The sequence below is a fragment of the Acetobacterium sp. genome (assembly GCF_039830195.1).
GTDB lineage: Bacteria > Bacillota > Clostridia > Eubacteriales > Eubacteriaceae > Acetobacterium.
The window spans coordinates 54,199-76,317 of the sequence record NZ_JBDODG010000037.1 but is presented as its reverse complement, the minus strand read 5'-3'; the positions used below and the strand labels follow the sequence as shown (position 1 = coordinate 76,317).

Annotated in this window: 18 protein-coding genes and 1 other annotated feature; of the genes, 13 read left to right on the top strand and 5 right to left on the bottom strand. The window is 46.1% G+C overall.

The window, feature by feature from the left end:
* Positions 1 to 163: 163 nt before the first annotated feature.
* The 7 genes from ABGU93_RS11980 to ABGU93_RS11950 all read left to right on the top strand — a co-directional run bounded on the left by ABGU93_RS11980 (position 164) and on the right by ABGU93_RS11950 (position 9,497).
* Positions 164 to 892 carry an ATP-binding cassette domain-containing protein gene (locus ABGU93_RS11980; protein ID WP_347413680.1) on the top strand — a complete coding sequence of 243 codons (729 nt, stop codon included), beginning with the start codon at positions 164 to 166 and terminating at the stop codon, positions 890 to 892.
* Positions 893 to 895: 3 nt separating this feature from the next.
* Positions 896 to 1,816 carry a SufD family Fe-S cluster assembly protein gene (locus ABGU93_RS11975; protein ID WP_347413679.1) on the top strand — a complete coding sequence of 307 codons (921 nt, stop codon included), beginning with the start codon at positions 896 to 898 and terminating at the stop codon, positions 1,814 to 1,816.
* 230 nt (positions 1,817 to 2,046) lie between these two features.
* A complete protein-coding gene (locus ABGU93_RS11970) occupies positions 2,047 to 3,645 on the top strand; it encodes a hypothetical protein (protein ID WP_347413678.1) in 1,599 nt (532 codons plus the stop codon).
* The gene (locus tag ABGU93_RS11965) at positions 3,642 to 5,249 is read left to right on the top strand and encodes a DUF2334 domain-containing protein (protein WP_347413677.1); all 1,608 of its coding nucleotides are present in this window, start codon (positions 3,642 to 3,644) and stop codon (positions 5,247 to 5,249) included. The genes ABGU93_RS11970 and ABGU93_RS11965 overlap by 4 nt, the downstream gene beginning before the upstream one ends.
* Positions 5,246 to 6,502: a glycosyltransferase family 2 protein gene (locus ABGU93_RS11960; RefSeq protein WP_347413676.1), complete on the top strand. Its 1,257-nt coding sequence runs from the start codon at positions 5,246 to 5,248 to the stop codon at positions 6,500 to 6,502. Before ABGU93_RS11965 ends, ABGU93_RS11960 begins: the two co-directional genes overlap by 4 nt.
* Positions 6,503 to 6,525: 23 nt before the next feature.
* The gene (locus ABGU93_RS11955) at positions 6,526 to 8,637 is read left to right on the top strand and encodes a cellulose biosynthesis cyclic di-GMP-binding regulatory protein BcsB (protein WP_347413675.1); all 2,112 of its coding nucleotides are present in this window, start codon (positions 6,526 to 6,528) and stop codon (positions 8,635 to 8,637) included.
* Entirely contained in the window at positions 8,634 to 9,497 is an 864-nt protein-coding gene (locus ABGU93_RS11950; protein ID WP_347413674.1) for a GGDEF domain-containing protein, read from the top strand. The genes ABGU93_RS11955 and ABGU93_RS11950 overlap by 4 nt, the downstream gene beginning before the upstream one ends.
* A gap of 77 nt (positions 9,498 to 9,574) precedes the next feature.
* Here the strand turns inward: ABGU93_RS11950 and wecB are convergent, their stop codons facing one another.
* The 5 genes from wecB to coaBC all read right to left on the bottom strand — a co-directional run bounded on the left by wecB (position 9,575) and on the right by coaBC (position 14,523).
* Positions 9,575 to 10,696 (bottom strand): UDP-N-acetylglucosamine 2-epimerase (non-hydrolyzing), encoded by a 1,122-nt coding sequence (gene wecB, locus ABGU93_RS11945; RefSeq protein ID WP_347413673.1) that lies wholly within the window; start codon positions 10,694 to 10,696, stop codon positions 9,575 to 9,577.
* Positions 10,697 to 10,907: 211 nt separating this feature from the next.
* Entirely contained in the window at positions 10,908 to 12,065 is a 1,158-nt protein-coding gene (locus ABGU93_RS11940; protein ID WP_347413672.1) for a hypothetical protein, read from the bottom strand.
* Entirely contained in the window at positions 12,049 to 12,528 is a 480-nt protein-coding gene (locus ABGU93_RS11935) for a threonine/serine exporter family protein (RefSeq protein ID WP_347413671.1), read from the bottom strand. Before ABGU93_RS11935 ends, ABGU93_RS11940 begins: the two co-directional genes overlap by 17 nt.
* 4 nt (positions 12,529 to 12,532) lie before the next feature.
* Positions 12,533 to 13,297 carry a threonine/serine exporter family protein gene (locus ABGU93_RS11930; RefSeq protein ID WP_347413670.1) on the bottom strand — a complete coding sequence of 255 codons (765 nt, stop codon included), beginning with the start codon at positions 13,295 to 13,297 and terminating at the stop codon, positions 12,533 to 12,535.
* Positions 13,297 to 14,523, bottom strand: coding sequence for a bifunctional phosphopantothenoylcysteine decarboxylase/phosphopantothenate--cysteine ligase CoaBC (gene coaBC, locus ABGU93_RS11925; RefSeq protein WP_347413669.1), 1,227 nt, complete (start codon positions 14,521 to 14,523; stop codon positions 13,297 to 13,299). The genes ABGU93_RS11930 and coaBC overlap by 1 nt, the downstream gene beginning before the upstream one ends.
* A gap of 145 nt (positions 14,524 to 14,668) precedes the next feature.
* On the opposite strand from coaBC, the gene ABGU93_RS11920 reads away from it, so the two are divergent.
* The 6 genes from ABGU93_RS11920 (at position 14,669) to ABGU93_RS11895 (ending at position 22,111) form a co-directional block, all read left to right on the top strand.
* Positions 14,669 to 15,298, top strand: a complete 630-nt coding sequence (locus ABGU93_RS11920) for an ECF transporter S component (RefSeq protein ID WP_347413668.1) — start codon at positions 14,669 to 14,671, stop codon at positions 15,296 to 15,298.
* Between the two features lie 192 nt (positions 15,299 to 15,490).
* Positions 15,491 to 17,242, top strand: a complete 1,752-nt coding sequence (locus ABGU93_RS11915) for a bifunctional UDP-sugar hydrolase/5'-nucleotidase (RefSeq protein WP_347413667.1) — start codon at positions 15,491 to 15,493, stop codon at positions 17,240 to 17,242.
* 47 nt (positions 17,243 to 17,289) lie between these two features.
* Entirely contained in the window at positions 17,290 to 17,817 is a 528-nt protein-coding gene (locus ABGU93_RS11910; RefSeq protein WP_347413666.1) for a nucleoside deaminase, read from the top strand.
* Positions 17,810 to 18,946, top strand: coding sequence for a DUF362 domain-containing protein (locus ABGU93_RS11905; RefSeq protein ID WP_347413665.1), 1,137 nt, complete (start codon positions 17,810 to 17,812; stop codon positions 18,944 to 18,946). The genes ABGU93_RS11910 and ABGU93_RS11905 overlap by 8 nt, the downstream gene beginning before the upstream one ends.
* 134 nt (positions 18,947 to 19,080) lie before the next feature.
* Positions 19,081 to 19,356: a binding site (T-box leader), on the top strand.
* 120 nt (positions 19,357 to 19,476) lie between these two features.
* Positions 19,477 to 20,469 carry a ketol-acid reductoisomerase gene (gene ilvC, locus ABGU93_RS11900; RefSeq protein ID WP_026394412.1) on the top strand — a complete coding sequence of 331 codons (993 nt, stop codon included), beginning with the start codon at positions 19,477 to 19,479 and terminating at the stop codon, positions 20,467 to 20,469.
* A gap of 88 nt (positions 20,470 to 20,557) precedes the next feature.
* Positions 20,558 to 22,111: a 2-isopropylmalate synthase gene (locus tag ABGU93_RS11895; protein ID WP_347413664.1), complete on the top strand. Its 1,554-nt coding sequence runs from the start codon at positions 20,558 to 20,560 to the stop codon at positions 22,109 to 22,111.
* Positions 22,112 to 22,119 lie beyond the last annotated feature (8 nt).

The window sequence follows — 22,119 nt, the reverse complement described above, 5'->3', positions numbered from 1 at the left end:
GAAAATTTACCCCATGAAATCAGTTTCAATGAATAGAAAAAGTGATAGAATAATGAAGCTGAGAAAATCAGATAATAATAGCTGATCAGTATTACAATTCAGGAAAAATTTGGTATAATGAAAAGAGCTAAATAACTTTGAAAAGAACAGATGAGGAGAAAAAATGTTAAAACTCGAAAATATTTCATTTGAAGTCGAAAATGAAAAAGAAATTTTGAAAGATGTTAATTTAACCATCGAAAAAGGTAAATTTATCGCCATAACCGGACCAAACGGCGGTGGGAAATCAACTCTGGCCCGAATTATTTCCGGAGTATTGAAACCCACTAAAGGTAAAATTACTTTTTATGGAGAAGATATAACCGATTTATCGATCACTGAACGGGCCCAAAGAGGCATCAGCTTCGGCTTTCAGCAGCCCGTCCGGTTTAAGGGAATCACCGTCCATGACCTGATCAATATTGCCAAAGGCGAGGATCTATCCGTGATGGATGCCAGCCACTATCTGTCTGAGGTTGGTCTTTGTGCCAAGGATTACATTAATCGAGAGCTCAATGACGGCTTATCTGGCGGTGAAATCAAGCGGATTGAAATTGCTACCATCATTGCCAGAAATACGAAACTGTCTATTTTTGATGAGCCGGAAGCCGGTATCGATTTGTGGAGCTTTAACCACCTCATTGATATTTTCATGAAAATGCATCAGAGCCAGGAAAACTCCATCGTGATTATCTCCCATCAGGAGCGAATTTTAGACGTGGCTGATGAAATCATCGCCATGGTTGATGGTGCAATTGTCAAGCGGGGCGCCAAAGAAAGCGTATTGCCGGAGCTCCTGCATTGTGAAGATCCTAAAAACTGTTTAAACTGTCAAGATATATTGGAGGCATAAGGAATGAATGACATCGCAAAAAAATTATTAAAAGAAGTCAGTGGACTGGATGAAATGCCAAAAGGGGCTTATAATATCCGGGAAAACAGCAAAAGTGTGGCCCGACAGTCCAGCGAAAATATTGAGATCGTCAGCAAAGAAGATAAATCCGGCATCGATATTATTGTCAAGCCCGATACAAAATCCGAAAATGTTTTTATCCCGGCGCTCGTTTCATGTAGCGGGGTTCATGATCTGGTTTACAACGACTTCTTTATTGGCGAAAATGCCGATATCACCATTATTGCCGGCTGCGGCGTCAGCACTGGGGACAGCTGCGACGGATCTGAGCATAATGGGATTCATCGTTTCTTTCTGGGCAAAAATTCAAAGGTACGCTACGTTGAAAAACACATCGGCGAAGGAACCGGTACCGGTAAACGGGTTATTGATCCAGTCACCGAGGTGATTCAGGAAGAAGGCAGCTATATGGAAATGGAAACAACCCAGATCAAAGGGGTTGATTCCACCCGACGCTTTACCACCGCTAAGCTTAAAAATGGGGCAAAGCTGGTGATCAAAGAAAAACTGATGACCCATGGCGAACAATTTGCCGAATCCAAGTTTGAAGTGGATATGGATGGCGAAGATTCCAGCGTTAATCTGATTTCCCGTTCCGTCGCCCGGGATTATTCCCGACAGACGTTTATTTCTAAAATAAACGGGAACACCCGCTGTATGGGTCACTCCGAGTGTGATGCGATCATTATGGACCATGGCGTCGTCAGTGCGATTCCCGAAATTACCGCCAACAGTCTGGATGCCACCCTGATTCATGAAGCGGCGATTGGAAAAATTGCCGGCGACCAGATGATTAAGCTGATGACTTTGGGATTAACCGAAGGGGAAGCCGAAGCAAAAATTATCGATGGCTTTTTAAATTGATTTATCCAGATACAGAGAACCTCTGATTAATTAAGTCAGAGGTTCTTTTTTAGCCAACAAGGATCATACTGAATATAAACGAAAAAATTGGGTAAGAAAATCATGTAGCTATCCAAAATTTTAAAATCATCACAGTTTAATTAGCGTTGATACCAAAAGAGTGACAAAATAGAGATGAGTACTTAGTACGACTGATAGACTAAATTTAGACTTTTAAGGGGAACCGGATCATGAACGGAAACATGGACAGCAATACCCTTCAACCTGAAAAAGAAATAAACCAAAGCATTCCAAAAATTCGGGCGTGGTCTTTTAATTATTTGTTAAAACCGTCGACCCTGGGGGTGCTTGTTTTATTTGGTCTGCTTTTGGTTGTTTTGTTTATACCACCGGTCATCGGGATGGGTGACGATGGCAGCACCGCCGCTATTATTTCAGGCAGCAATCTCTATAATTTGGGGGAACTCAGCCCCAAAGAGGCAATGGCTTTTTTTCAAAAAGACTGGGGCATTATGGAATATTTCAACGATACCGGTAACGCTCAGGTCACTGCACAGACTCCTTTTCTCAATGCAGCCAAGCGGCTGGATCGGGCTTTTACCTGGGACTGGTTGTTTGATATGCGATTTTATGGGGCTGTTATCGCGTTTTTTTATCTGATTGCGATGTATTTTTTATTTGAGACCGTCACCTATGGCAAGCGCGCCAAATGGACCTATGTTATTGTTGGTTTGGGGGTGGTTATCTTCGGAGATACGGCCTACACTGCCTGGATCAATTCGTTTTACCCTCAGGCCCTCAGTTTTTTTCTGGTGATCATTCTGGGAACATCACTTATTTTGATGGGGCAGGAAAAGCTCAACGACTATCTTTTGATCAGTTGCTTTTTCTTTAGTGCGCTGTTACTTTGCCTCTTGAACCAGCAATATGCCCTGCTGGGACTTTTTTTGGGTATTCTGGGGATCAATCTCAAATACGTGGATGAAAAAAAACGCTATCAACGAATTTGTATTGTTTGTGGCACGATTCTGATGCTATCTTCACTGGCAGCGTTTTTTATGATGCCCAATGGCCTGACAAAACTAAGTGCTTATCATAGTATGACCCGAGGGGTATTGATGACTGCCGCCGATCCGGAGCAAGCTCTGGAAGGATTTTCAATCAATCCCCAGTACGCCGTTCTAACCGGAACCTCGTATTATCAGGCGATCTCCCCGGATGCTTTGGACAGCCAGGAGATGGGGACTGATTTTTTTAGTAAGATAAATCCCACCGGCGTGGCGATTTATTATTTGGCCAATCCCGGTCAATTGTATGAAATGCTCAATCGCTCGGTGGACAGCAGTTTTAATATCCGTCCAGCCTGGTTGGGCAATTATGAAATAAGCCAGGGCTATCCAGCGGGAGCCCAAACCAGCTTTTTTACTGTCTGGAGTTATCTCAAAGCCAATTACCTGCCGGGAAACTTTGGATTTATCATCATCTGGATGGGAGTGATCATTGGGGTCTATGTCCGATTTTTCAGAAAAGGCATCATCGAAAAAAACGAGCGCAATACCTTGCGCTTTGTGGGACTGATGACCTGGCTGTTTATCGGGCTCTGGGAATTATACGTCGCGATTATTACTTCCGGGGATACCGATACCCTGGGGCATTTATTTATTTTTGCCCTGACCTTTGATCTGATATCATTTGTTATTTTGGGGAAATTTATCCATTGGATCGAAAAACAAATGCGAAAGGTTGATTGGGATGCCCGTAAACAGGCGTTTTTGGATCGGAACAAGGATAAGCAAAAAAATCGGGAACAGCGAGGCTATCGACTATGAAGCGTTGCATTTTGATTTTTATCGCTCTTATCTTAATGGTTTTACCAATGCCGGTGATTTATGGAGAAGAAGCAGTCGATCCGGAAAACATCACCATGACGACAAAGGATGTGCTGCTGATCTACGACCAGTTGGCAGTGGATACGGTTTACCGCTATAATCTCGATGCGGTGGAAACCCTGTTGAGTACGCTGTCCCGGACGGCGGAAATATCGTCTATTGACGATTACCGGGCGGGGCAGATGTCAGGCTATCAAAAAGTGATCGTTTTAAAAAACACTGAAAACCCGATCACCAACCCGGTTTTTATTCGTGACGGTCAGAATTATTCCGGCGCACTGCTTTATATCGGCTTTGTTGCCCCGGGACTGGTCCCCAGTCTGGATAGCATTCCAATCAGTCGTCAGGTCGGGCAGACTGTATCTGTGAATCTGAATGGCTTGGCTAGCAGCAGCATCTGGATCGATGATTTACGGGTAGTTGATGAACAGCCAGATCCCGGACAAACAACCATCGGGGTTGAGGCAGCAGCTTATCCGTTCTCGAAAAAAATCGATCAACTGACCTACGTGCCGACCTTTATTAGCAATCCGGAGTTTAACCTAGGCCTGGGAGGAATCCTGAAAGACTGGTTTGGAATGGCAACATCGGCTGAAATGACCCTGTTGATTCCGGATATTTACCCCTTTTCGGATTTGAATATGGTCATTGAAACCAGTGATGCATTTTATGCTCATGGCATTCCCTTTGCTTTGGGGGTGGTTCCCATAGAAGATAATATGGATTTTCCGGCTATGGCCCGATTTTATCAGGTGCTGCGTTATGTTCAGTCAAGAAATGGAACGATCATTATTCATCGGCCCAGTCCCGCCACCGTGAGCGATGGCAATACGGTGTTATCCGAAAAAATGTATGCGGTTATCACCAAAATGGTGGAGAATGGCGTTTATCCACTGGGTCTGGCAACCGGAGAAAGTCTCTTTTTTGATGAGGTCAGCAGTGTTAATCCTTTAAATCTTTTTTCATCGGGGATTATTCTACCAGATCCTGATATCTCTGAGCCGGGGAGGAAGGAAACCTGGGCACTTAATTCTGGCAGCCTGGGGATCAGTCTTGAAACGATTGCCAGTACCAGCAGCGTGAATCGAAATTTTGGTAATTATCCCATTAATGCCACCATTATCATGCCGCTGCCGGAAAACGAAGCGGCGCTGGCTGTCCAGCTGGGGATCATTAATGATAAGTGGCTTTCACTGACGGACTATAAACGACTCGATAATGATTGGACCATCGGCCAGAATAACATTTCAAGCAGTGCTTCGGGAATTCGGGTCAATGGTCTTCCGGTTTCCCTGAGTTATGATGAAGAACCCATCAAAGAAGAGTATCTTTATCAAAAGCCGCCGGAATACAGTCTGGAGAAAATCTTCACGGCTGGCAATACCTTTCTGCTGACGGTGGTGGGGATCATCATTGTGATTTTCATTGTGATCGTGGTTTTTAGTCGGCAGGTATATCTTAACAAGTTTAGAAAAGTAGTCAATAATGATGAAAAAAATAAACCGATCAAAAATTCCCGGGATCAGGAGGGAAACACCCCATGAATGTGTTTGATTATTTAATGCTGATCAATATCTTTTTAATCTGGAGTCTTTTATTTGTGAACATTGTCCTGATTGTGGCCGGATATGTTTATTATCTGAAGGTGGAAAAAGAACCGCCTCCGGAAATTATTGGCAAATATCCCTTTGTTTCGATTATGGTACCAGCTCATAACGAAGGGGTGGTTATTGTTAAAACGGTGGCGGCTCTGCTGGGCTTTGACTACCCTGAGGATCGTTATGAAATTATCGTGATCAATGATAACTCATCAGATAACAGCGCTGAACTGCTCAACGAAATCCAAAAAAACAACTCTAGCCGCAATTTAATTGTCATCAATACCGATAATATTACTGGCGGTAAGGGAAAATCCAATGCCCTGAATATAGGCTATCAGCAGGCCAAAGGCGAATTTATTGCCATTTATGATGCGGATAACACCCCGGAACATAAGGCACTGAGATATCTGGCCGCTGAATTGAAGGCTGATGATTCGCTGGGAGCCGTGATTGGAAAATTCCGGACCCGAAACAAGGAAGTCAATTTGCTGACTCAGTTTATCAATATCGAAACCCTGTCGTTTCAGTGGATGGCCCAGGCCGGCCGGTGGCAGCTAATGAAGCTGTGCACCATACCGGGAACCAATTTCATTTTGCGGCGAAGTATTATCGAGGCCATTGGCGGGTGGGACGAAAAGGCGGTGGCAGAAGACACTGAAATCAGTTTCCGGATCTATCTGATGGGCTATAAAATCAAATTCCAACCCAAGGCGGTGACCTGGGAGCAGGAACCGCAAACCCTGGGGGTTTGGTTCAGACAGCGAACCCGCTGGGTCAAGGGCAATGTTTATGTGCTGATTAAAAATATCGGCTATCTGGTTGATAAGGATGCCAGGAAAATTCGCTTTGATATTTTCTATTTCTTATCCACTTATTTTTTACTCTTAACGGCGCTGGTAGTATCGGATGTTATTTTTTTTATGAACATGGCCGGGCTGGTTTCCACGACCATCCAGGGTTTTAGCAATCTACTCTGGTTTACCGCCTTCGTGATGTTTGTTTTGGGTGTGTTTATTGCGCTGACTACCGAAAAAGGGGAGATGACCGTTGCCAATTTTTTTATCATCGCCCTGATGTATTTCACCTATTGTCAAATGTGGATCATCGTAACGGTATACGGTGTTTTTCAGTATTTTAAAGACCGCATTAAAAAGCAGGATAGCAAATGGTACAAAACCGAGCGCTTCCAGGGCTGAAATGACCGAATGAGGAGGAGAAAATGAAACGAACAATCATCACGATAATTTTCCTGAGTTCGCTGCTACTGATGTTGATACAGCCAGTCAGCGCGGCCAACTATGGCGGGGTATCGCAGTCGGATGCGCGGACGATGCCCCAGACCTTTGTTACTAATTTTTCTGATCATTCCATGAAGGGGCTGTTTTCAACCGCGGAACAAACCTTCTGGATTGCCAAAGACTGGGATGTGAAATCGGTGTTGCTGCATTTGGAATACCGGGCCACGCAATTGGCAGACACACAGCTATCCAGTCTGACAGTAGCGATTAATGAAACATATTTTTATTCGCTACGCCCGGCTGACAACTCCGGCAATCGTCATGGCATCGATATCTATGTGCCACTGGAGTCACTCCAGCAGGGCTACAATAATATCAGAATCGACGGCTACATGAGGACCCAGAATGCTCTGCCCTGTGTCGATGAGGTCAGTGAGGCCAACTGGCTGGATATTTTCAAAGAATCAAATCTTTCGGTCAGGTTTGACAAAAACGCTTTTACCACCAGTATTGATTCCTTCTATAATCGTTTTTTTGAAGTGGATGCCCTGAGATATGGGGAATCGGCGTTTATTATTTCAGATGCTGACAATCCGGCGGAACTGAATGCCGCGCTGTTGGGAATCTCTGGTGTATCCAATCAGACCATTTATCCCGATGGATATTTTCCGATTCTGACATTCAGTGATCCAGCCGCAAATCTGCCTCTGAACAGAATCGTCATCGCCAGGTACGATCAGCTTCCGGATAATTACCGCAGTCAGGCTGACCAGAACGGAATCAATGACGAGGATGCGCTATTGGTTCTGATTAACGAAGGAAGCGGAACGAATACCCTGATCATTACTGCCAAAAACGATGTGGCCCTGATCAATGCCGGTCGGATGTTGGGAAACCCGGCCTTGATGAATCAATTGCAGTCGACCACCAAGCTATTGGGAAAAACTGCAGACGTTAAAACCCAAGTTTATGAGGCGGAAACCTATATCAGTTTTGCCGGTTCAGAAGGAACCTATTACAAAGGGCCCTTTCATCAGGTTAAAGAATTTGCCATCAACTATCCGTCCAATCGTAGCTTAACCAATGCCAGCGAAATCTACCTAAATTACCGGTATTCAGAAAACCTGGACTTTGACCGGTCGCTGATGACGGTTTATATTAACGATATTCCTGTCGGTAGCAGAAAGCTCTCGCAGCATACGGCTGGGGGCGATGAGGCCACCATTCCGATTCCCACCGATATTGATATCGGCGGTGCCTTTCAGGTGAAGGTCACCTTTGATCTGGAAATCAAAGATCTCTGGTGCAGCTTACGACAGGGAGATATGCCCTGGGCATATCTCACCCCCAATACGATGTTAAAAATCAACTCCGTAGTCAATCAGGATCTGAATTTTAAAAACTATCCCGCGCCCTTTGTCACTGATTATAGTTACAACGCGGTCAGTCTGGTGGTGCCGGATCAGTTGGATGGTGAAACCACTAACCTGCTGGCCAAAATGTTTCGGGTGATGGGACGCTATACCAAAGGGAATACCGGGGAGATAACCGTGCTTTATCCCGAAGAAATGAACGAGGCGGCACTTTACGCCAACATTATTGCGGTGGGTACCTATGACAATAATAGCTTTATCAAAAGCAATAACGATAAGCTGTATTTTCAGTTTAACGAAGACGGTACCAGCTTCCTGTCCAATGAAAAGCTGGTAATCGACCCAGTCTATGGTAAGGCCCTGGGTTCGGCCCAGCTGTTGGATTCCCTGTACAGTAAACCAGGCCGGGCCAGTCTGATGGTTGTGGCACCGGATCAGACGGGTTTGGTGGCGATTGGCAATAACCTCGGCGAAATGAAAAACCTGGGCAGACTGTCAGGCGATGCCACTTTGGCAGACGCCAATGGCGAGGTGCTGACCTATCGCTTTAAAGCACCGAAAAATCCTACCATTGCGGTGGTACAGCAAATTGCAGTGAGTCAGGACGCCCAGATCTTTTTGGTCGTCAGTATCATGGTGATGATTCTGCTGGCAGTGGGGTTGATCATGGTGGTGCGCAAGAATGGGATTGAACTCAAGAAGGGGGGATGGCGAAAATGAAGAATCGTGATCAGGTTTTATCCGATCTGGGGATAGTATTCTTTCTGGTCTTAACCTTCGTCACCATTACCTTTACCGCCCAGGATTCGGCTCACTATATTCAGAATTTAATCATGCTGAACGTTACCTTTCTGGTCATTTTGATTACCTATTTCAGTAATATAACCCTGGGTCTGGTTACCAATGGGATCGTGATTTTTTTCTATATCTCCTACACCATTTTTCTGGTGCTGGTCAACGGTGAACCCCTGACGGCATCCTCGTATTTCTGGGTTGTGTTGTTGCCCCTGTTCACTTATGTGGTCAGTTTGATGACCGGTAGAAATCGGGCGCTGCAGAACCGGATTAAAGAGCTGGAAGATGAAAATGTTAGTTTATCCACCGTGGATCCAGATACAGGACTGCGAAATTTTCGAACCCTGATCAGCGATGCCAAAATTTTCATCGGTATGTCAAAACGGGGACAGATTGAGTTATCCTTGATGATGATCAAGTTTCGACATTATAAAGAGATCAAACGAATTCTGGGAGAAGAGCGGCTGCCTCTGTTTATCCGCCAGATGACGGAGGTGATGCAACGCAGTCTAAGGGCTGAGGATACCCTCTATCTGATCGAAAAAGACGATATCACCTTCGGCTTGTTTTTGATCACCGATACGACCGGAACAAAAATTGTCGAAAACCGGATCAGGAGTCACATGAAAAGCGAAGAATTTTATACCATCACGGCCCCTTATGAGGTGGAAATTGATCTGAAAATCGGAGTTTTTCATTGTGACGAGTGTAAATCGGGGGAAGCAGTTTCGCCGCTGGAATTTATTGAAAAAGCCCGAAAAGAAATGGAATACGACGTCGGTTAGGTCTGAAATAGTTTCATGAGTTGTAAAAAAGACCAGGATTTATTGTGCTTTATTGGCACAAAAATCCTGGTCTTTTTTTATAAGTTAAAATATTCGGCGATGGCTGTACAGATGCGCTGGGAAGTTTTACCATCGCCGTAGGGGTTAACGGCATGGGCCATGGTTTGGTAGGCATCGGGGTCGTCCAGCAGCTGCTGGGTGATTCGGATAATGTCGTTTTTATCAACGCCGCTCATCACGACGGTTCCGGCAGTGACGGCTTCGGGCCGTTCGGTTTCGTGGCGCAGCACCACGACTGGCTTGCCCAGCGCCGGGGCTTCCTCCTGAATGCCCCCGGAATCGGTGAGTACCAGATAGGCACGACCCATCAGGTTGGACATTTGGCTGTAATCCAGAGGTGCCAGAATATGAACCCGGTCAAGATCACTAAGCAACGGCAGGGCTGTTTCGGCAATCAGGGGATTGGGATGCATCGGAAAAACCACCTCCACATCCGGATTGGCCAGCACCAGTTCACGGATGGCAGAGAAGATATGTTCCATCGGCGCACCGATATTTTCCCGGCGGTGCGAGGTCAATAAAATCATCCGCCTGTTTTGGTAGTCGATGGTGTTTAGAAGTGGGTTTTCAAAATGGTAGTCGGCCTTAACGGTCATGAGTAACGCATCGATGACCGTATTGCCAGTAATAATAATCTGGTTTTGGGGAATATCTTCCCGGATCAGATTATCCCGATTGCCGACGGTGGGGCAAAAATGCAGATCCCCCAGCTGGCTGATGAGGGTCCGGTTCATTTCTTCCGGGTAGGGGGAGTACTTATTTTTAGTCCGTAAGCCAGCTTCGACATGGCCAATCGGGATCTGTTCATAAAAAGCCGACAGGGCTGCGGCAAAAGCGGTGGTGGTATCGCCATGAACCAGAATCATATCCGGGGCCTCGGCTGCCAGTATCGGTTTCAGCTCGTTGAGAATACTGGCCGTGAGATAGGACAGGGTTTGGCCGGGCTTCATCAGGTTCAGATCATAATCGGCAGCGATGGCAAAAAGTGCCAGCACCTGATCCAGCATTTCCCGATGCTGGGCGGTCAGCGTTACCAGCGTCTGGAAACGGGGATCTTTTTTTAAAGCAATCACCAGTGGCGCCATTTTGATGGCCTCCGGCCGGGTTCCAAAAAGAATCATGATTTTGAATTTTTTCATGGTTGCTCACTTTCTTCCAGTTCTAACATATCGATTTTTAGCGAGTGAGTGGGAGTCGCTAAGATATAAAAAAAGCTAAAGCAGTACCGACAATTGTTATATCATGTTGTACGCATCGGAGCGGACATGGCAAAGCCTGTCCGATTCCGCGGCGAACAACAGATTAACAATTGGTCGGTACGGATCCATTAAGGAATCCTGGTGCGAGCGATTATTTGTTATAAACCAGCCCCAGCAGAGCCTGCAGGTTATCGTAGGAATAGGCATTGTTGTTATAGCCGAAACCGCCGTAGAAAGGACTCTGCGAATCCGCGTTCTGATGTTTTTTTAATTGAGTCAGCGCGTTGCCGGTTAAAAACTCATTTCCCAGCACCGCACCAATCTGAGCGGCTATACCATAGGCCGCTGAAGATTCCTGAGTATCCAGGGCCGCTCCGGTTTGGGGATCATAATAAGAATAGAGGGTGCCACTGGCGGTCTTTTCTTCCAGCCAATCAATGGATTGTGGGGAATAGATTCCGGCTTGAGCCAGATTTTGGATCACCATCAGGCTGTCGAGAATGTTTATCTTTCCGTCGGCATCGGTATAAGTGCCCTTTTGGGGATCATAGCTTTTGTGATAGAGGGGCAAAGTTTCGCCAATAAAGCTGCCCAGCAAAATCTGCTGATTTGTTGTCACGGCCGTGGCGATTTCAGGTTTTGCCGCTGCCAGCGTCTGGATGGCCGAGAGGTTAAGATAAGCCACTTCCACGGTTTTATCCTGGGTGGGACTGGCGGCGCTGTAGTAACTGACCAGGTAGCCGGACTGAAATCCTCTGGTCGGCAATTGATTTTCCAGCGTCTCAAAAATTTTCGTCGCTGAATCATTGAGCGGCCATTGTGCTTTGGCCAGGGCCAGGGTCTGGTAAATCCGCAGATCATCAATGGTGGCTGAAACATCGGTGATCGGATCACTGTTTTCAACGATGCGCCACAACAAAATATCATCAACCATCAGATGATCCTCGATATAGTCAGAGGTTTCATCAAAAAGCCGTTGATCCCCGGTTAAGCGGGCATACTCCAATAATAATCCCATTGATTCGGACAGAACTTCATGACCGGTAGATAGGTCTCCGGTTTGGGCAGTGTTCTGATAATTGGTATAAATGCCGCCATTTGGAGAGGTTAGCTGATTGCCGATAAAGCTCTGGCAGTTCAGGGTTTCCCGGGAAAGTGGATTGACCGGCGTCAGGGGGACGGAATCAAGCTGTACGTAATTAGCCATTTTGGTGGTATCCTCCGGTTTGGTAAAAAAACAGCCCCACATTACCACGGTCAAACCTACCAGCAAAACAAAAACAAGAAATAACTTATGTGCTTTTGCCATATTTATACTTCTTTCCTATTTTTTTTTTACTTTTCAGCATCACCTTGCGGACCAGATTAACGGTGGATGAGACCATAATTATACCCACCGCCAGCGCCCCGGAGATCAGCAGGGTGTGAATGCCGGTAGAGATTCCAAGATCGATCTCCCCGTTGATAAAATAGAGCATCGTATAGTAGATGCCACCGCCTGGCACCAGCGGAATCAGGGCCACCGCCAGATAAATGGTGGTGGGGGATTTAGTTAACCGGGCCAACACCTCAGCATAAAGGGAGATCGCGATGGTCGCCAGCAGATAAAGGATAACATCATTGGAAATCACCAGTTGAAAAACCACGTAAACCAGCTGTCCCAGCATCCCGCCCAGGGCTGAAAGGAGCAGCTTGTTCCGGGGGATATTAAACACAAAGGCAAAGGCCAGGGAAGCGCCAAAAGCATATAAACAGGGTGCGATGTAATTCATGACTTCAACCTCCCCAGAATGGACGTAATAAACTCAGGGGTACAGCCACCCCGGCGGCGATGGCAGCACCAATCAGCAGGGCCTCAATGCCCTTGGTCAGCCCGGAAAGATAATCTCCGGCGATGATGTCCCGGATCGAATTGGTGATGGCCAGTCCGGGTACCAGGGTCATAATCGAGCCAATAATAATGGTATTCATATTGGTGGTTAGCCCCAGACCCGAGGCAGCTACCGCAACGGTGGAAGCAATCAGGCCGCCGACAATATTGGTGAAAAAAACATTGGCCTCAAAGCGACCCATGATATCCATTTGTAGCTTTATGCCAATTCCAATCAAGAATCCCACACAACTGTCCACCAGACTACCTCCAAAAAACAGGGTGAACATCTGGGAAATAAAGGCGAATGCCATGACATGAAGATAGTAAGGATAAGAGGGAATATTATCGATGCGCTTGATGTCTGCCAACAGGTCTTTGTAGTTGGTAGGTTCATAGCAGATCTGACGGGATAAATGATTAATCTCGGATACTTTGGTCAAATCAATCTTACGGGAATGTATCCGTCGGGTTCGGGTCAGCGGGACTTCTCCTTCCAGAGTAACAGAGACGATGATGGTGGTCGGTACAACGAATATTTCAGCCTCTTTGGCACCAAGGGCAATACAGATCCGATGCATCGATTCTTCCACCCGGTAGGTTTCAGCGCCGTTGGAAAGGAGGATAACCCCCATTTCCATGGCAACATGACTGAGTTGAGTAATGGTCATTACAGTTCATCCAGGATGGCATCAAGAACCCGGTGTGCCACCGCATCCTTGGACAAAAGGGGGAGGGCTTCGGTTTTTTCCAGGGTAATAATCGTCACCCGATTGGTAGGGGTGTTAAAACCGGCGCCTTTTTCCTTTAAATTATTGGCTACCATCATATTCGCGTTTTTTAAATAGAGTTTTTCTCTGGTATTTTCGATCATATTTTCAGTTTCCATCGAAAACCCACAGACAAATTGGTCTGAACGTTTCTTTTCGCCGATGGTTTTTAAAATATCAATAGTCGGAGTCAGGTTGATGACGGGCCGTCCATCCCTTTTTTTAATTTTTTCATTAGCCACTTCAGTCGGTTTAAAATCGGCAACTGCGGCGGCCTTAATGACAATATCGGTTGCTTCAAAATGATCCATCACCTGGGAGCACATGTCACTGGCCGAGACAACCGGGACAAAATTAACAAAGGCTGGTGATGTCAGTGCGGTTTTGCCACTGATCAGGGTGACATCGGCACCCCGGAGCATAGCAGCTTGAGCCAGAGCATAACCCATTTTTCCGCTGGAATGGTTGGTGATATAGCGCACCGGGTCGATGGCCTCGCAGGTGGGACCGGCGGTAATCATGACTCTTTTTCCGCTGAGGTCATGAAAAAAAGCGATCTCCCGGAGGATATGATTAATCAGCAGTTCCTCATCCGGAAGTTTGCCGGCACCGACATCCTTGCAGGCCAGCATCCCGACTGCCGGATCGATGATCTTATAACCCAGTTTTTTCAAACTTTTCAGATTGTTTTGGACGATTGGGTTTTCATACATGGCGGTATTCATGGCCGGGGCAATAAGTTTGGGACAGTGGCAGGCCATGATGGTAGTGGTGAGCATATCGTCGGCAATTCCAGCATTGATTTTGCCAATGACATTGGCCGAAGCCGGCGCCACCATAAAAAGATCGGCTCTTTTGGCCAGACTGATATGAGCCACATCGTAAGAGATATTGCGGTCAAAGGTATCAACAATGCACTTGTTACCGGTTAAACTCTCAAAGACCAGGGGCGTGATAAATTCCTGGGCGTTTTTAGTCATAATGACTTGTACATCGCAACCCATTTTGGCAAGGCTGCTGGCTACATTGGCCATTTTATAAGCGGCGATGCTTCCGGTAATACCCAGAACAACGGTTTTATTTTTTAATAGATTTTTCATCGGTTTTCCTTTTCCAACTGTTTTCATTTATTTTCATAATCATTATACCAAACCCGGGGGTCAGGAGTAAATATAAGTTTTATTGTATTTTTTTATTGAATTTAAATAAAAAAGGCGTTAGAATATAGGTGCATTGTATCCGGCATGACTGGAACGATAGCGGGAGGTAAAAATGAAAAACATCAAGACCAACGATTTGGTCAAACTATCCTTTTTTGTGGCGATTATTATTTTGTTGGCAGCGACACCGTTTCTTGGCTATATCCCCTTGGGATTCACCCGGGCCACCATTATTCATATTCCCGTCATTATTGGCAGTATTATTCTGGGACCATTCTATGGTGCTTTTCTGGGCTTTGTTTTTGGGCTGACCAGCTTAATCAACAATACCTTTAATCCGACGGTGACATCTTTTGTTTTCACACCTTTCTATTCTCTGGGAACCTATTCCGGTAATTTCTGGAGTCTGGTGATCTGTTTTGTACCCCGAATTCTGGTCGGCGTAGTGCCTCATTATGTTTTTAAGGGGATGAAGAAAGTAAATAACAATGACGTGTTGGCATTAACCATTGCTGGAGTTGCGGGATCATTGACTAATACATTGTTGGTTATGAATTTTATTTATCTGTTTTTCGGACAAAGCTATGCTGAAGCTAAAAATGTGGCACTATCAACTTTGTATGGCGTCATTTTGTCAGTAATTGCCATCAATGGTATTCCCGAAGCGATTGTGGCGGGAATTCTGACCACGGCGATTTGTAAGGCGCTATTGCGATATACCGGCAAACCGGCACTGCAATAAGCTGCTTAAATAAAATTATAAAATACCCTTTAAACTGTTTCAGGTAAAAATCTTGAAGCAGTTTTTTATTAAGTTAATTGAGTTTTATTGGCTATTTTTTATTGCGTTAAATTGATTTTATTACTTTGATATCCTGCTAAAAGAATATATAATGAAGATAAACTAACCGCGGGTTAGCAAAAAGGAGTTGTGATGAAAAAAATTGACAAAATTCTGGGTTTGCTGCTGATAGTATTGATGGTAATGGGATGTTTTGGCTCGATGGCTTTGGCGGCAACCGTTAATGATGATCAGTCCATTGCCCTTAAAATTATTCACACCAACGACACCCATTCCCGTTACACCTATAGTGCCAAAAACAACACCATCGGCTATGCCAAACTCAAGACCATCATCAATCAGGTAAGCCCTGATTTGACTGTGGATGCCGGGGATGTTTTTCACGGACAGTCCTTTGCCACCATCGAAACCGGCGGTTCGATTGCCGAACTGATGGCGGCGGTGGGCTTTGATGCCATCGCCCCCGGTAATCACGATTTTAATTATGGTAGCGCCCGGTTGCTGGAACTGGGAACCATGGCCAACACCAAAATCCTGGGAAACAATGTCGTTGATTCCGAGTCCAGCGCGGCTTTTTTTGCAGATGACTATCTCATCAAAAAAATTGCGGTGGACGGCGCGGTCTTAAAAATCGGCGTGTTTGGACTGATCAGCCCAGATATTTATGGGGATACGGCGCCGGCCAATGTAGCCGGACTGACCTTTGGCACCCGGGAGTCCGTCATTGCCACGGCCCAGCAAGCAGTAGCAGTGCTAGAGGACCAGGGTTGTGATGTGATCGTGGCCCTGACCCATATTGGCGATTCCGACAACGGTACCCTGATGCGCAGCGACGCCATTGCCCAGGGGGCACCGGGTATCGATGTGATTGTGGACGGCCACACCCATGATGTGGAAAACCGGGAAGTCAATGGCACCCTGATTGTCCAAACCGGTTGTTATTCCAGTGCGGTCGGAGAGGTTGAGATTACCTTGAACAAAGATACTGACCAGCCTGATCCCGAGGATGCCAGCTATACCATTCAGGGTAAAACTGCCAGCCTGACAACTGCGGCTGAGGCAACCGATGAGGTTATTCCAGCGGATCCGACGGTGGCAGCCCTGATTGCCAGTATTGAAGCCCGGGAAGATCCGATAAAAAAAGAAGTGGTGGGGAACACCCCGGTAAAACTGGGCGGGAGCACCGACAATATCTGGCAGGATGTGCGGTTGGGCGAACTGAATCTGGGCAGAGCGCTGTCCGACAGTTATCGGTTTGCCACCGGCGCTGATATTGCCGCTGAAAATGCCGGCGGAATCCGGGCTCAGATTCCTGCCGGAGAAATCAACAAAGGGCAGGTCATCGACGTGCTGCCCTTTGGGAATTATCTGGTGACCAAGTCGCTTTCCGGAGCTGATATTAAAGAAATGCTGGAAACCAGCATCGAAATTGGCGTCAACAATCAGATTGCCAATGATGAAAATAACAACTCCTGGCCCAGCAACAGCGGCAGTTATCTCCAATGGAGTGGCATCACTGCCCAGTATGATTTATCCAAACCAGCGGGTGAGCGGGTCTTTTCGGTCAGGGTCGGAGCGGCGGAGCTGGATCCTGCGCAGAGCTATACGATTGCCTGCAATAATTATCTGGCCACCAACAGCGACTACCCGGGTTTGCAGGCTGCGGACATCATCAATGAATATTCCGCCTGTGACGAAGCTTTTATCAGTTATCTGCAAAACGCTGGCAACGAGCGTTTTATGGTGGCCATCAACACCCCCAACGTGACTGCCGGAACAGCGCCCCAACCGGTACCCAATCCCCAACCGGCCCAAAAGCAATCAGCCAATAATCCCCGGACCGGCTATGGTCAATGGGCTTGGGGATTTGCTTTTTATCGGTAATAGCTAAAGTATGCGGAGCATCGCTGCTTGTTTACATCAAAGCAATCGTGTTTTTCTATATACATTTCCTAAATACTTTTTTTCAAGAGAGGGAGGTAGCCATCAAAAATAAAAAAAACAACCTGCAGAAGATCATGGCCCTGGCCATTGAAATGGCAAAGGAAGGGGCTGCCAGGGGTGAGGTCCCGATCGGGGCGGTACTGGTTTGCGACGGCAAGATTATTGCCCGGGCCCATAATCAAAAAGAAAGCCTGGCAGACCCCACCGCCCATGCTGAAATGCTGGTGATTCGCGCCGGGGCCGAAAAACTGGGCCGCTGGCGGCTGGATGACTGCCAGTTGTATGTTAGCGCCGAACCCTGTGTAATGTGTATGGGGGCCATTATCCAGGCCCGGATCCCCTTGCTGGTCTATGGCGCTGCCGAAAAAAAATTTGGCGGCGTGGAATCCACAGCCCGGCTGGGGCAACACCCGATGCTGCCCAAACAGATGGAAATCTATGCTGGTATCGGTGAACAAGAATGCGAAGCGTTGCTGAAGGATTTTTTTGAGAAAAGGAGAAATAAAGATGAGTAATAAATCACAGGTATATTTTACAACCTTACGGACCACTGGTTCCAATAATATTCTGAAAAAGCTGGAAAAACTGGTCACTGCTGCCGGCATGAGCGATATTGATTTCGAAAATAAATTTGCTGCCATCAAAATCCATCTCGGTGAACCGGGAAATCTGGCTTATCTCAGACCGAATTACTCCCGAGTCATTGTCGATATGATCAAAGAAAAGGGCGGGAAACCATTTCTGACCGATTGTAACACCCTTTACGTGGGACGACGAAAAGACGCCCTGGAGCACCTGGATGCAGCCTACGAAAATGGCTACAACCCTTTTGTCACCGGCTGCCATGTGATTATTGGGGATGGCCTGAAGGGCACCGATGACATTGAGGTACCACTGGATGGGGGTGAATGTATCACTTCGGCTAAAATCGGCCGGGCGATTATGGATGCCGATGTCTTTATCTCAATGACTCATTTCAAAGGTCACGAAAATACCGGATTTGGCGGCGTCCTGAAAAATATCGGTATGGGTTGCGGTTCCCGGCGGGGGAAAATGGAAATGCATTCTAACAGCAAGCCCTTTGTGAAAGAAAAGAAATGCCGTAGCTGTAAGATGTGCGGCAAGATCTGTGCCTTTGGGGCTATTTCTTATCGAGTGGAGGATGGCAAGGCCCGGATAAAAGATGATCTCTGTGTCGGTTGCGGCCGCTGTATTGGGGTCTGTCCTTTTGATGCCATCTCGCCCAAATACGATGAAAGCAATGATGTGCTCAACAAAAAAATTGCCGAATATACCAAGGCTGTCATTGATGGCCGTCCCCATTTTCACATCAGTTTTGTCATCGATGTTTCACCCAACTGTGATTGTCATGTAGAAAACGATCTGCCAATTATCCAGGACGTCGGTATTTTTGCCTCCATCGATCCGGTAGCTCTGGATATGGCCTGTGCGGATGCCTGCAACAATGCCCGGATTCTCCGGGGCAGTTGTGCTGAGGAAAGGATTATCGAAAATGAAGCCCAGGATCTGTCAGACATGGATGTATTCACGCTGGTTCACCCCGATACAAACTGGAAGGTCTGCGTTGATCATGCCGTCAAACTGGGTCTGGGCAATAAGGAATATGAAATAACTGAGGTTTAAGGGTAGGCTTTATAAAGGTTCAAACTAGAAACCGATATCATGATTTCTTTAATATTTTGTGATTGACAAAGGCAAAATAAATAGATATAATGACTCAAATACTAAAGTAAGTAATTAAAAAATAATCAAATAAAACAACTGCTATGACCAAGAGAAAGATACTAAAAATTGTATTTAAGAGAGTTGGAGGATGGTGTAATTCCAATAATACAATGGTATGTAATACTCACTTGCGAGCTGCCAACCTGAAAATTTACCCAACTAGTAGGGAAGGCCGTGATCCCATCCGGGACGTCAACGTTAAATGACTATGGTTAGGTGCGCCTTGCGTTCAGACCAGAAGAGGAAATAATTGTGAGATTATTTCGAATTTTAGAGTGGTACCGTGGATACTTATATCCGCCTCTGTTTTTTACAGAGGCGGATTTTTTTAGTTTCTGGATGTTATTTAGTATATAATGGTCACATCAAGTGAATTTATATAATTAGAAAATTAAATTATTAAAACATTTCAAGGAGGAAATTTAAAAATGGCAAAATTATTTTACGATGCAGATTGTAATCTGGGGTTACTCGATGGAAAAACAGTTGCAATTATTGGATACGGAAGTCAGGGGCATGCTCATGCACTGAATTTGAAAGAATCAGGTGTGAATGTTATTGTTGGTCTTTATGAAGGCAGTAAATCCTGGCCAATCGCTGAAGAAGCCGGATTAAAAGTTATGACTGCAGCTGATGCCACAAAAGCAGCAGATATCGTCATGATTCTTCTTCCTGACGAAAGACAGGCAGCGATCTATAAAGAAAGCATTTTACCAAACCTTGAAGCAGGCAACAGCCTGGTCTTTGCTCACGGTTTCAATATTCATTACGGTCAGATTATTCCACCAGCTGACGTTAATGTCTTCATGATCGCACCAAAAGGACCAGGACACACAGTCAGAAGTCAGTATCAGGAAGGCCGCGGAGTTCCCTGCCTGATTGCCGTTTACCAGGATCCATCCGGCAATACTCATGATTTGGGCTTAGCTTATGCTTCCGGAATCGGCGGAGGCCGTGCCGGTATCCTTGAAACAACTTTCAAAGAAGAAACCGAAACTGACCTTTTCGGTGAACAAGCTGTTCTTTGCGGCGGGGTAACAGCATTGATGAAAGCTGGTTTTGATACCCTGGTAGAAGCTGGATACCAACCAGAAAGTGCCTATTTTGAATGTGTCCACGAAATGAAACTGATCATCGATTTAGTCGTTCAGGGCGGATTAGGCTACATGCGTTATTCCATCAGTGATACTGCTGAATATGGTGATTACATCACTGGCAGCAAAATCATCACCGAAGACACCAAAAAAGCTATGAAGGGTGTTCTAAACGATATTCAGGATGGTACCTTTGCCCGTAACTGGATCCTTGAAAACCAGGCTAATCGACCATACTTCAATGCCGTCAGACGGATTGAAACAGAAACTCAGGTTGAAAAAGTCGGCGCTGAATTACGAACCATGATGTCCTGGATTAAAAAATAAGCATTTCAAAATAACAGACTCAAAAAAAGGCAGAAGACCTTCTGCCTTTTTTTAAAACAAAAAAACAAAATAATTAGGAGGAGATGCAATGAGCAGAATAGTAAAAATATTTGATACCACCCTTCGAGATGGGGAACAGTCACCAGGTTGTAGTATGAACCTGAAAGAAAAATTAGAGATGGCGAAACAGCTCGAACGTCTGAGAATTGACGTCATTGAAGCCGGATTTGCCATTGCATCTCCTGGTGATTTTGAGTCGGTTCAACTGGTTGCCAATGAGATTAAGAATGCCACAGTTGCCAGTCTGGCCCGCAGTACCGAAAAAGATATCAGCACCGCCTATGAAGCCTTGAAAGGCGCGGTTAACCCCCGAATTCATTACTTTCTGGCAACCTCGGATATTCATATGGAATACAAGCTGCGGATGTCCCCGGAAGCAGTGCTGGAAAAGGCCATTGCAATGGCAAAATTTGCCCGTAACCTGTGCGGTGAAGTGGAATTCTCCGCTGAAGATGCTTCCCGAACCCGACCAGAATTCTTATATCAGGTTCTGGAAGGGGTTATCAATCAAGGAGTTACCATAGTCAACGTCCCGGATACGGTGGGTTATACCACCCCCGGTGAATATTTTAAATTCATTGAAGGTATTCGCAACAATGTACCAAACATCGATAAGGCCACCATTTCTGTCCATGTTCATGACGATCTGGGGCTGGGTGTGGCCAACTCGTTGGCCGCCATTCAGGCCGGTGCCGGTCAGGTGGAATGTACAGTTAACGGCATCGGCGAACGGGCCGGAAATGCGGCCCTGGAAGAAATTGTTATGGCCCTTAAAACCCGCTACGATGTTTACCAGGTAGACACAAATATCGATACCACCCAGATCTATCGTTCCAGTCGCTTGTTATCTAAGTTAACAGGGGTTCGCGTACAACCAAATAAAGCCATTGTCGGCGAAAATGCCTTTGCCCATGAATCTGGCATCCATCAGCATGGCATGATGGCTAATAAAGAAACCTATGAAATTATGACGCCGGAATCGATCGGCTTAAAAGAAAACAAAATGGTACTGGGAAAACACTCTGGCAAGCATGCCTTTGTGGATAAGCTCACCTCCCTCGGTTACAGCTTAAGCGACGAGGAAGTGCTGGATTTATTCAATCAGTTCAAGGTTCTGGCCGATAAGAAAAAAGTTATTTCTGATAAAGACATTCTGGCCCTGGTCGAACAAAAACAATTGGCCATTCCCGAAGTGTACTCCCTGGACCGCTTTGTTATCAGTACCGGGAATACCATTTCCACCGCCGCCACCATCCGCTTACGGAAAAACGGCGATCTCATCGAAGGGGTATCGCTGGCTGATGGCCCCATCAGTGCCGGGTTTAAAGCCATCAGCGAATTGGTTGACTGTGAACTGACCCTGATTGATTATGGGGTTACCGCTGTCACCGACGGTACCGATGCCCAGGGGGAAGCGCAGGTAAAAATATCTGATGGTACCCAAGTGTATCATGGCCGGGGGTTGAGCACTGATATCATCGATGCCAGCTTGAAAGCTTATGTTGACGCCGTAAACCAGATGCTTTACATAAAAGACAGTCAAAGCAAGGAAACCCAGGAACAAGCAAGTTCAAAACCGTGATAAGGGGG

What these genes read in the sequence shown, in the direction of transcription:
- ABGU93_RS11980 (WP_347413680.1), top strand. Translation starts at nt 164, where the DNA reads ATGTTAAAACTCGAAAATATTTCATTTGAAGTCGAAAATGAAAAAGAA.
- ABGU93_RS11975 (WP_347413679.1), top strand. Translation starts at nt 896, where the DNA reads ATGAATGACATCGCAAAAAAATTATTAAAAGAAGTCAGTGGACTGGAT.
- ABGU93_RS11970 (WP_347413678.1), top strand. Translation starts at nt 2,047, where the DNA reads ATGAACGGAAACATGGACAGCAATACCCTTCAACCTGAAAAAGAAATA.
- ABGU93_RS11965 (WP_347413677.1), top strand. Translation starts at nt 3,642, where the DNA reads ATGAAGCGTTGCATTTTGATTTTTATCGCTCTTATCTTAATGGTTTTA.
- ABGU93_RS11960 (WP_347413676.1), top strand. Translation starts at nt 5,246, where the DNA reads ATGAATGTGTTTGATTATTTAATGCTGATCAATATCTTTTTAATCTGG.
- ABGU93_RS11955 (WP_347413675.1), top strand. Translation starts at nt 6,526, where the DNA reads ATGAAACGAACAATCATCACGATAATTTTCCTGAGTTCGCTGCTACTG.
- ABGU93_RS11950 (WP_347413674.1), top strand. Translation starts at nt 8,634, where the DNA reads ATGAAGAATCGTGATCAGGTTTTATCCGATCTGGGGATAGTATTCTTT.
- wecB (WP_347413673.1), bottom strand. Translation starts at nt 10,696, where the DNA reads ATGAAAAAATTCAAAATCATGATTCTTTTTGGAACCCGGCCGGAGGCC.
- ABGU93_RS11940 (WP_347413672.1), bottom strand. Translation starts at nt 12,065, where the DNA reads ATGGCAAAAGCACATAAGTTATTTCTTGTTTTTGTTTTGCTGGTAGGT.
- ABGU93_RS11935 (WP_347413671.1), bottom strand. Translation starts at nt 12,528, where the DNA reads ATGAATTACATCGCACCCTGTTTATATGCTTTTGGCGCTTCCCTGGCC.
- ABGU93_RS11930 (WP_347413670.1), bottom strand. Translation starts at nt 13,297, where the DNA reads ATGACCATTACTCAACTCAGTCATGTTGCCATGGAAATGGGGGTTATC.
- coaBC (WP_347413669.1), bottom strand. Translation starts at nt 14,523, where the DNA reads ATGAAAACAGTTGGAAAAGGAAAACCGATGAAAAATCTATTAAAAAAT.
- ABGU93_RS11920 (WP_347413668.1), top strand. Translation starts at nt 14,669, where the DNA reads ATGAAAAACATCAAGACCAACGATTTGGTCAAACTATCCTTTTTTGTG.
- ABGU93_RS11915 (WP_347413667.1), top strand. Translation starts at nt 15,491, where the DNA reads ATGAAAAAAATTGACAAAATTCTGGGTTTGCTGCTGATAGTATTGATG.
- ABGU93_RS11905 (WP_347413665.1), top strand. Translation starts at nt 17,810, where the DNA reads ATGAGTAATAAATCACAGGTATATTTTACAACCTTACGGACCACTGGT.
- ilvC (WP_026394412.1), top strand. Translation starts at nt 19,477, where the DNA reads ATGGCAAAATTATTTTACGATGCAGATTGTAATCTGGGGTTACTCGAT.
- ABGU93_RS11895 (WP_347413664.1), top strand. Translation starts at nt 20,558, where the DNA reads ATGAGCAGAATAGTAAAAATATTTGATACCACCCTTCGAGATGGGGAA.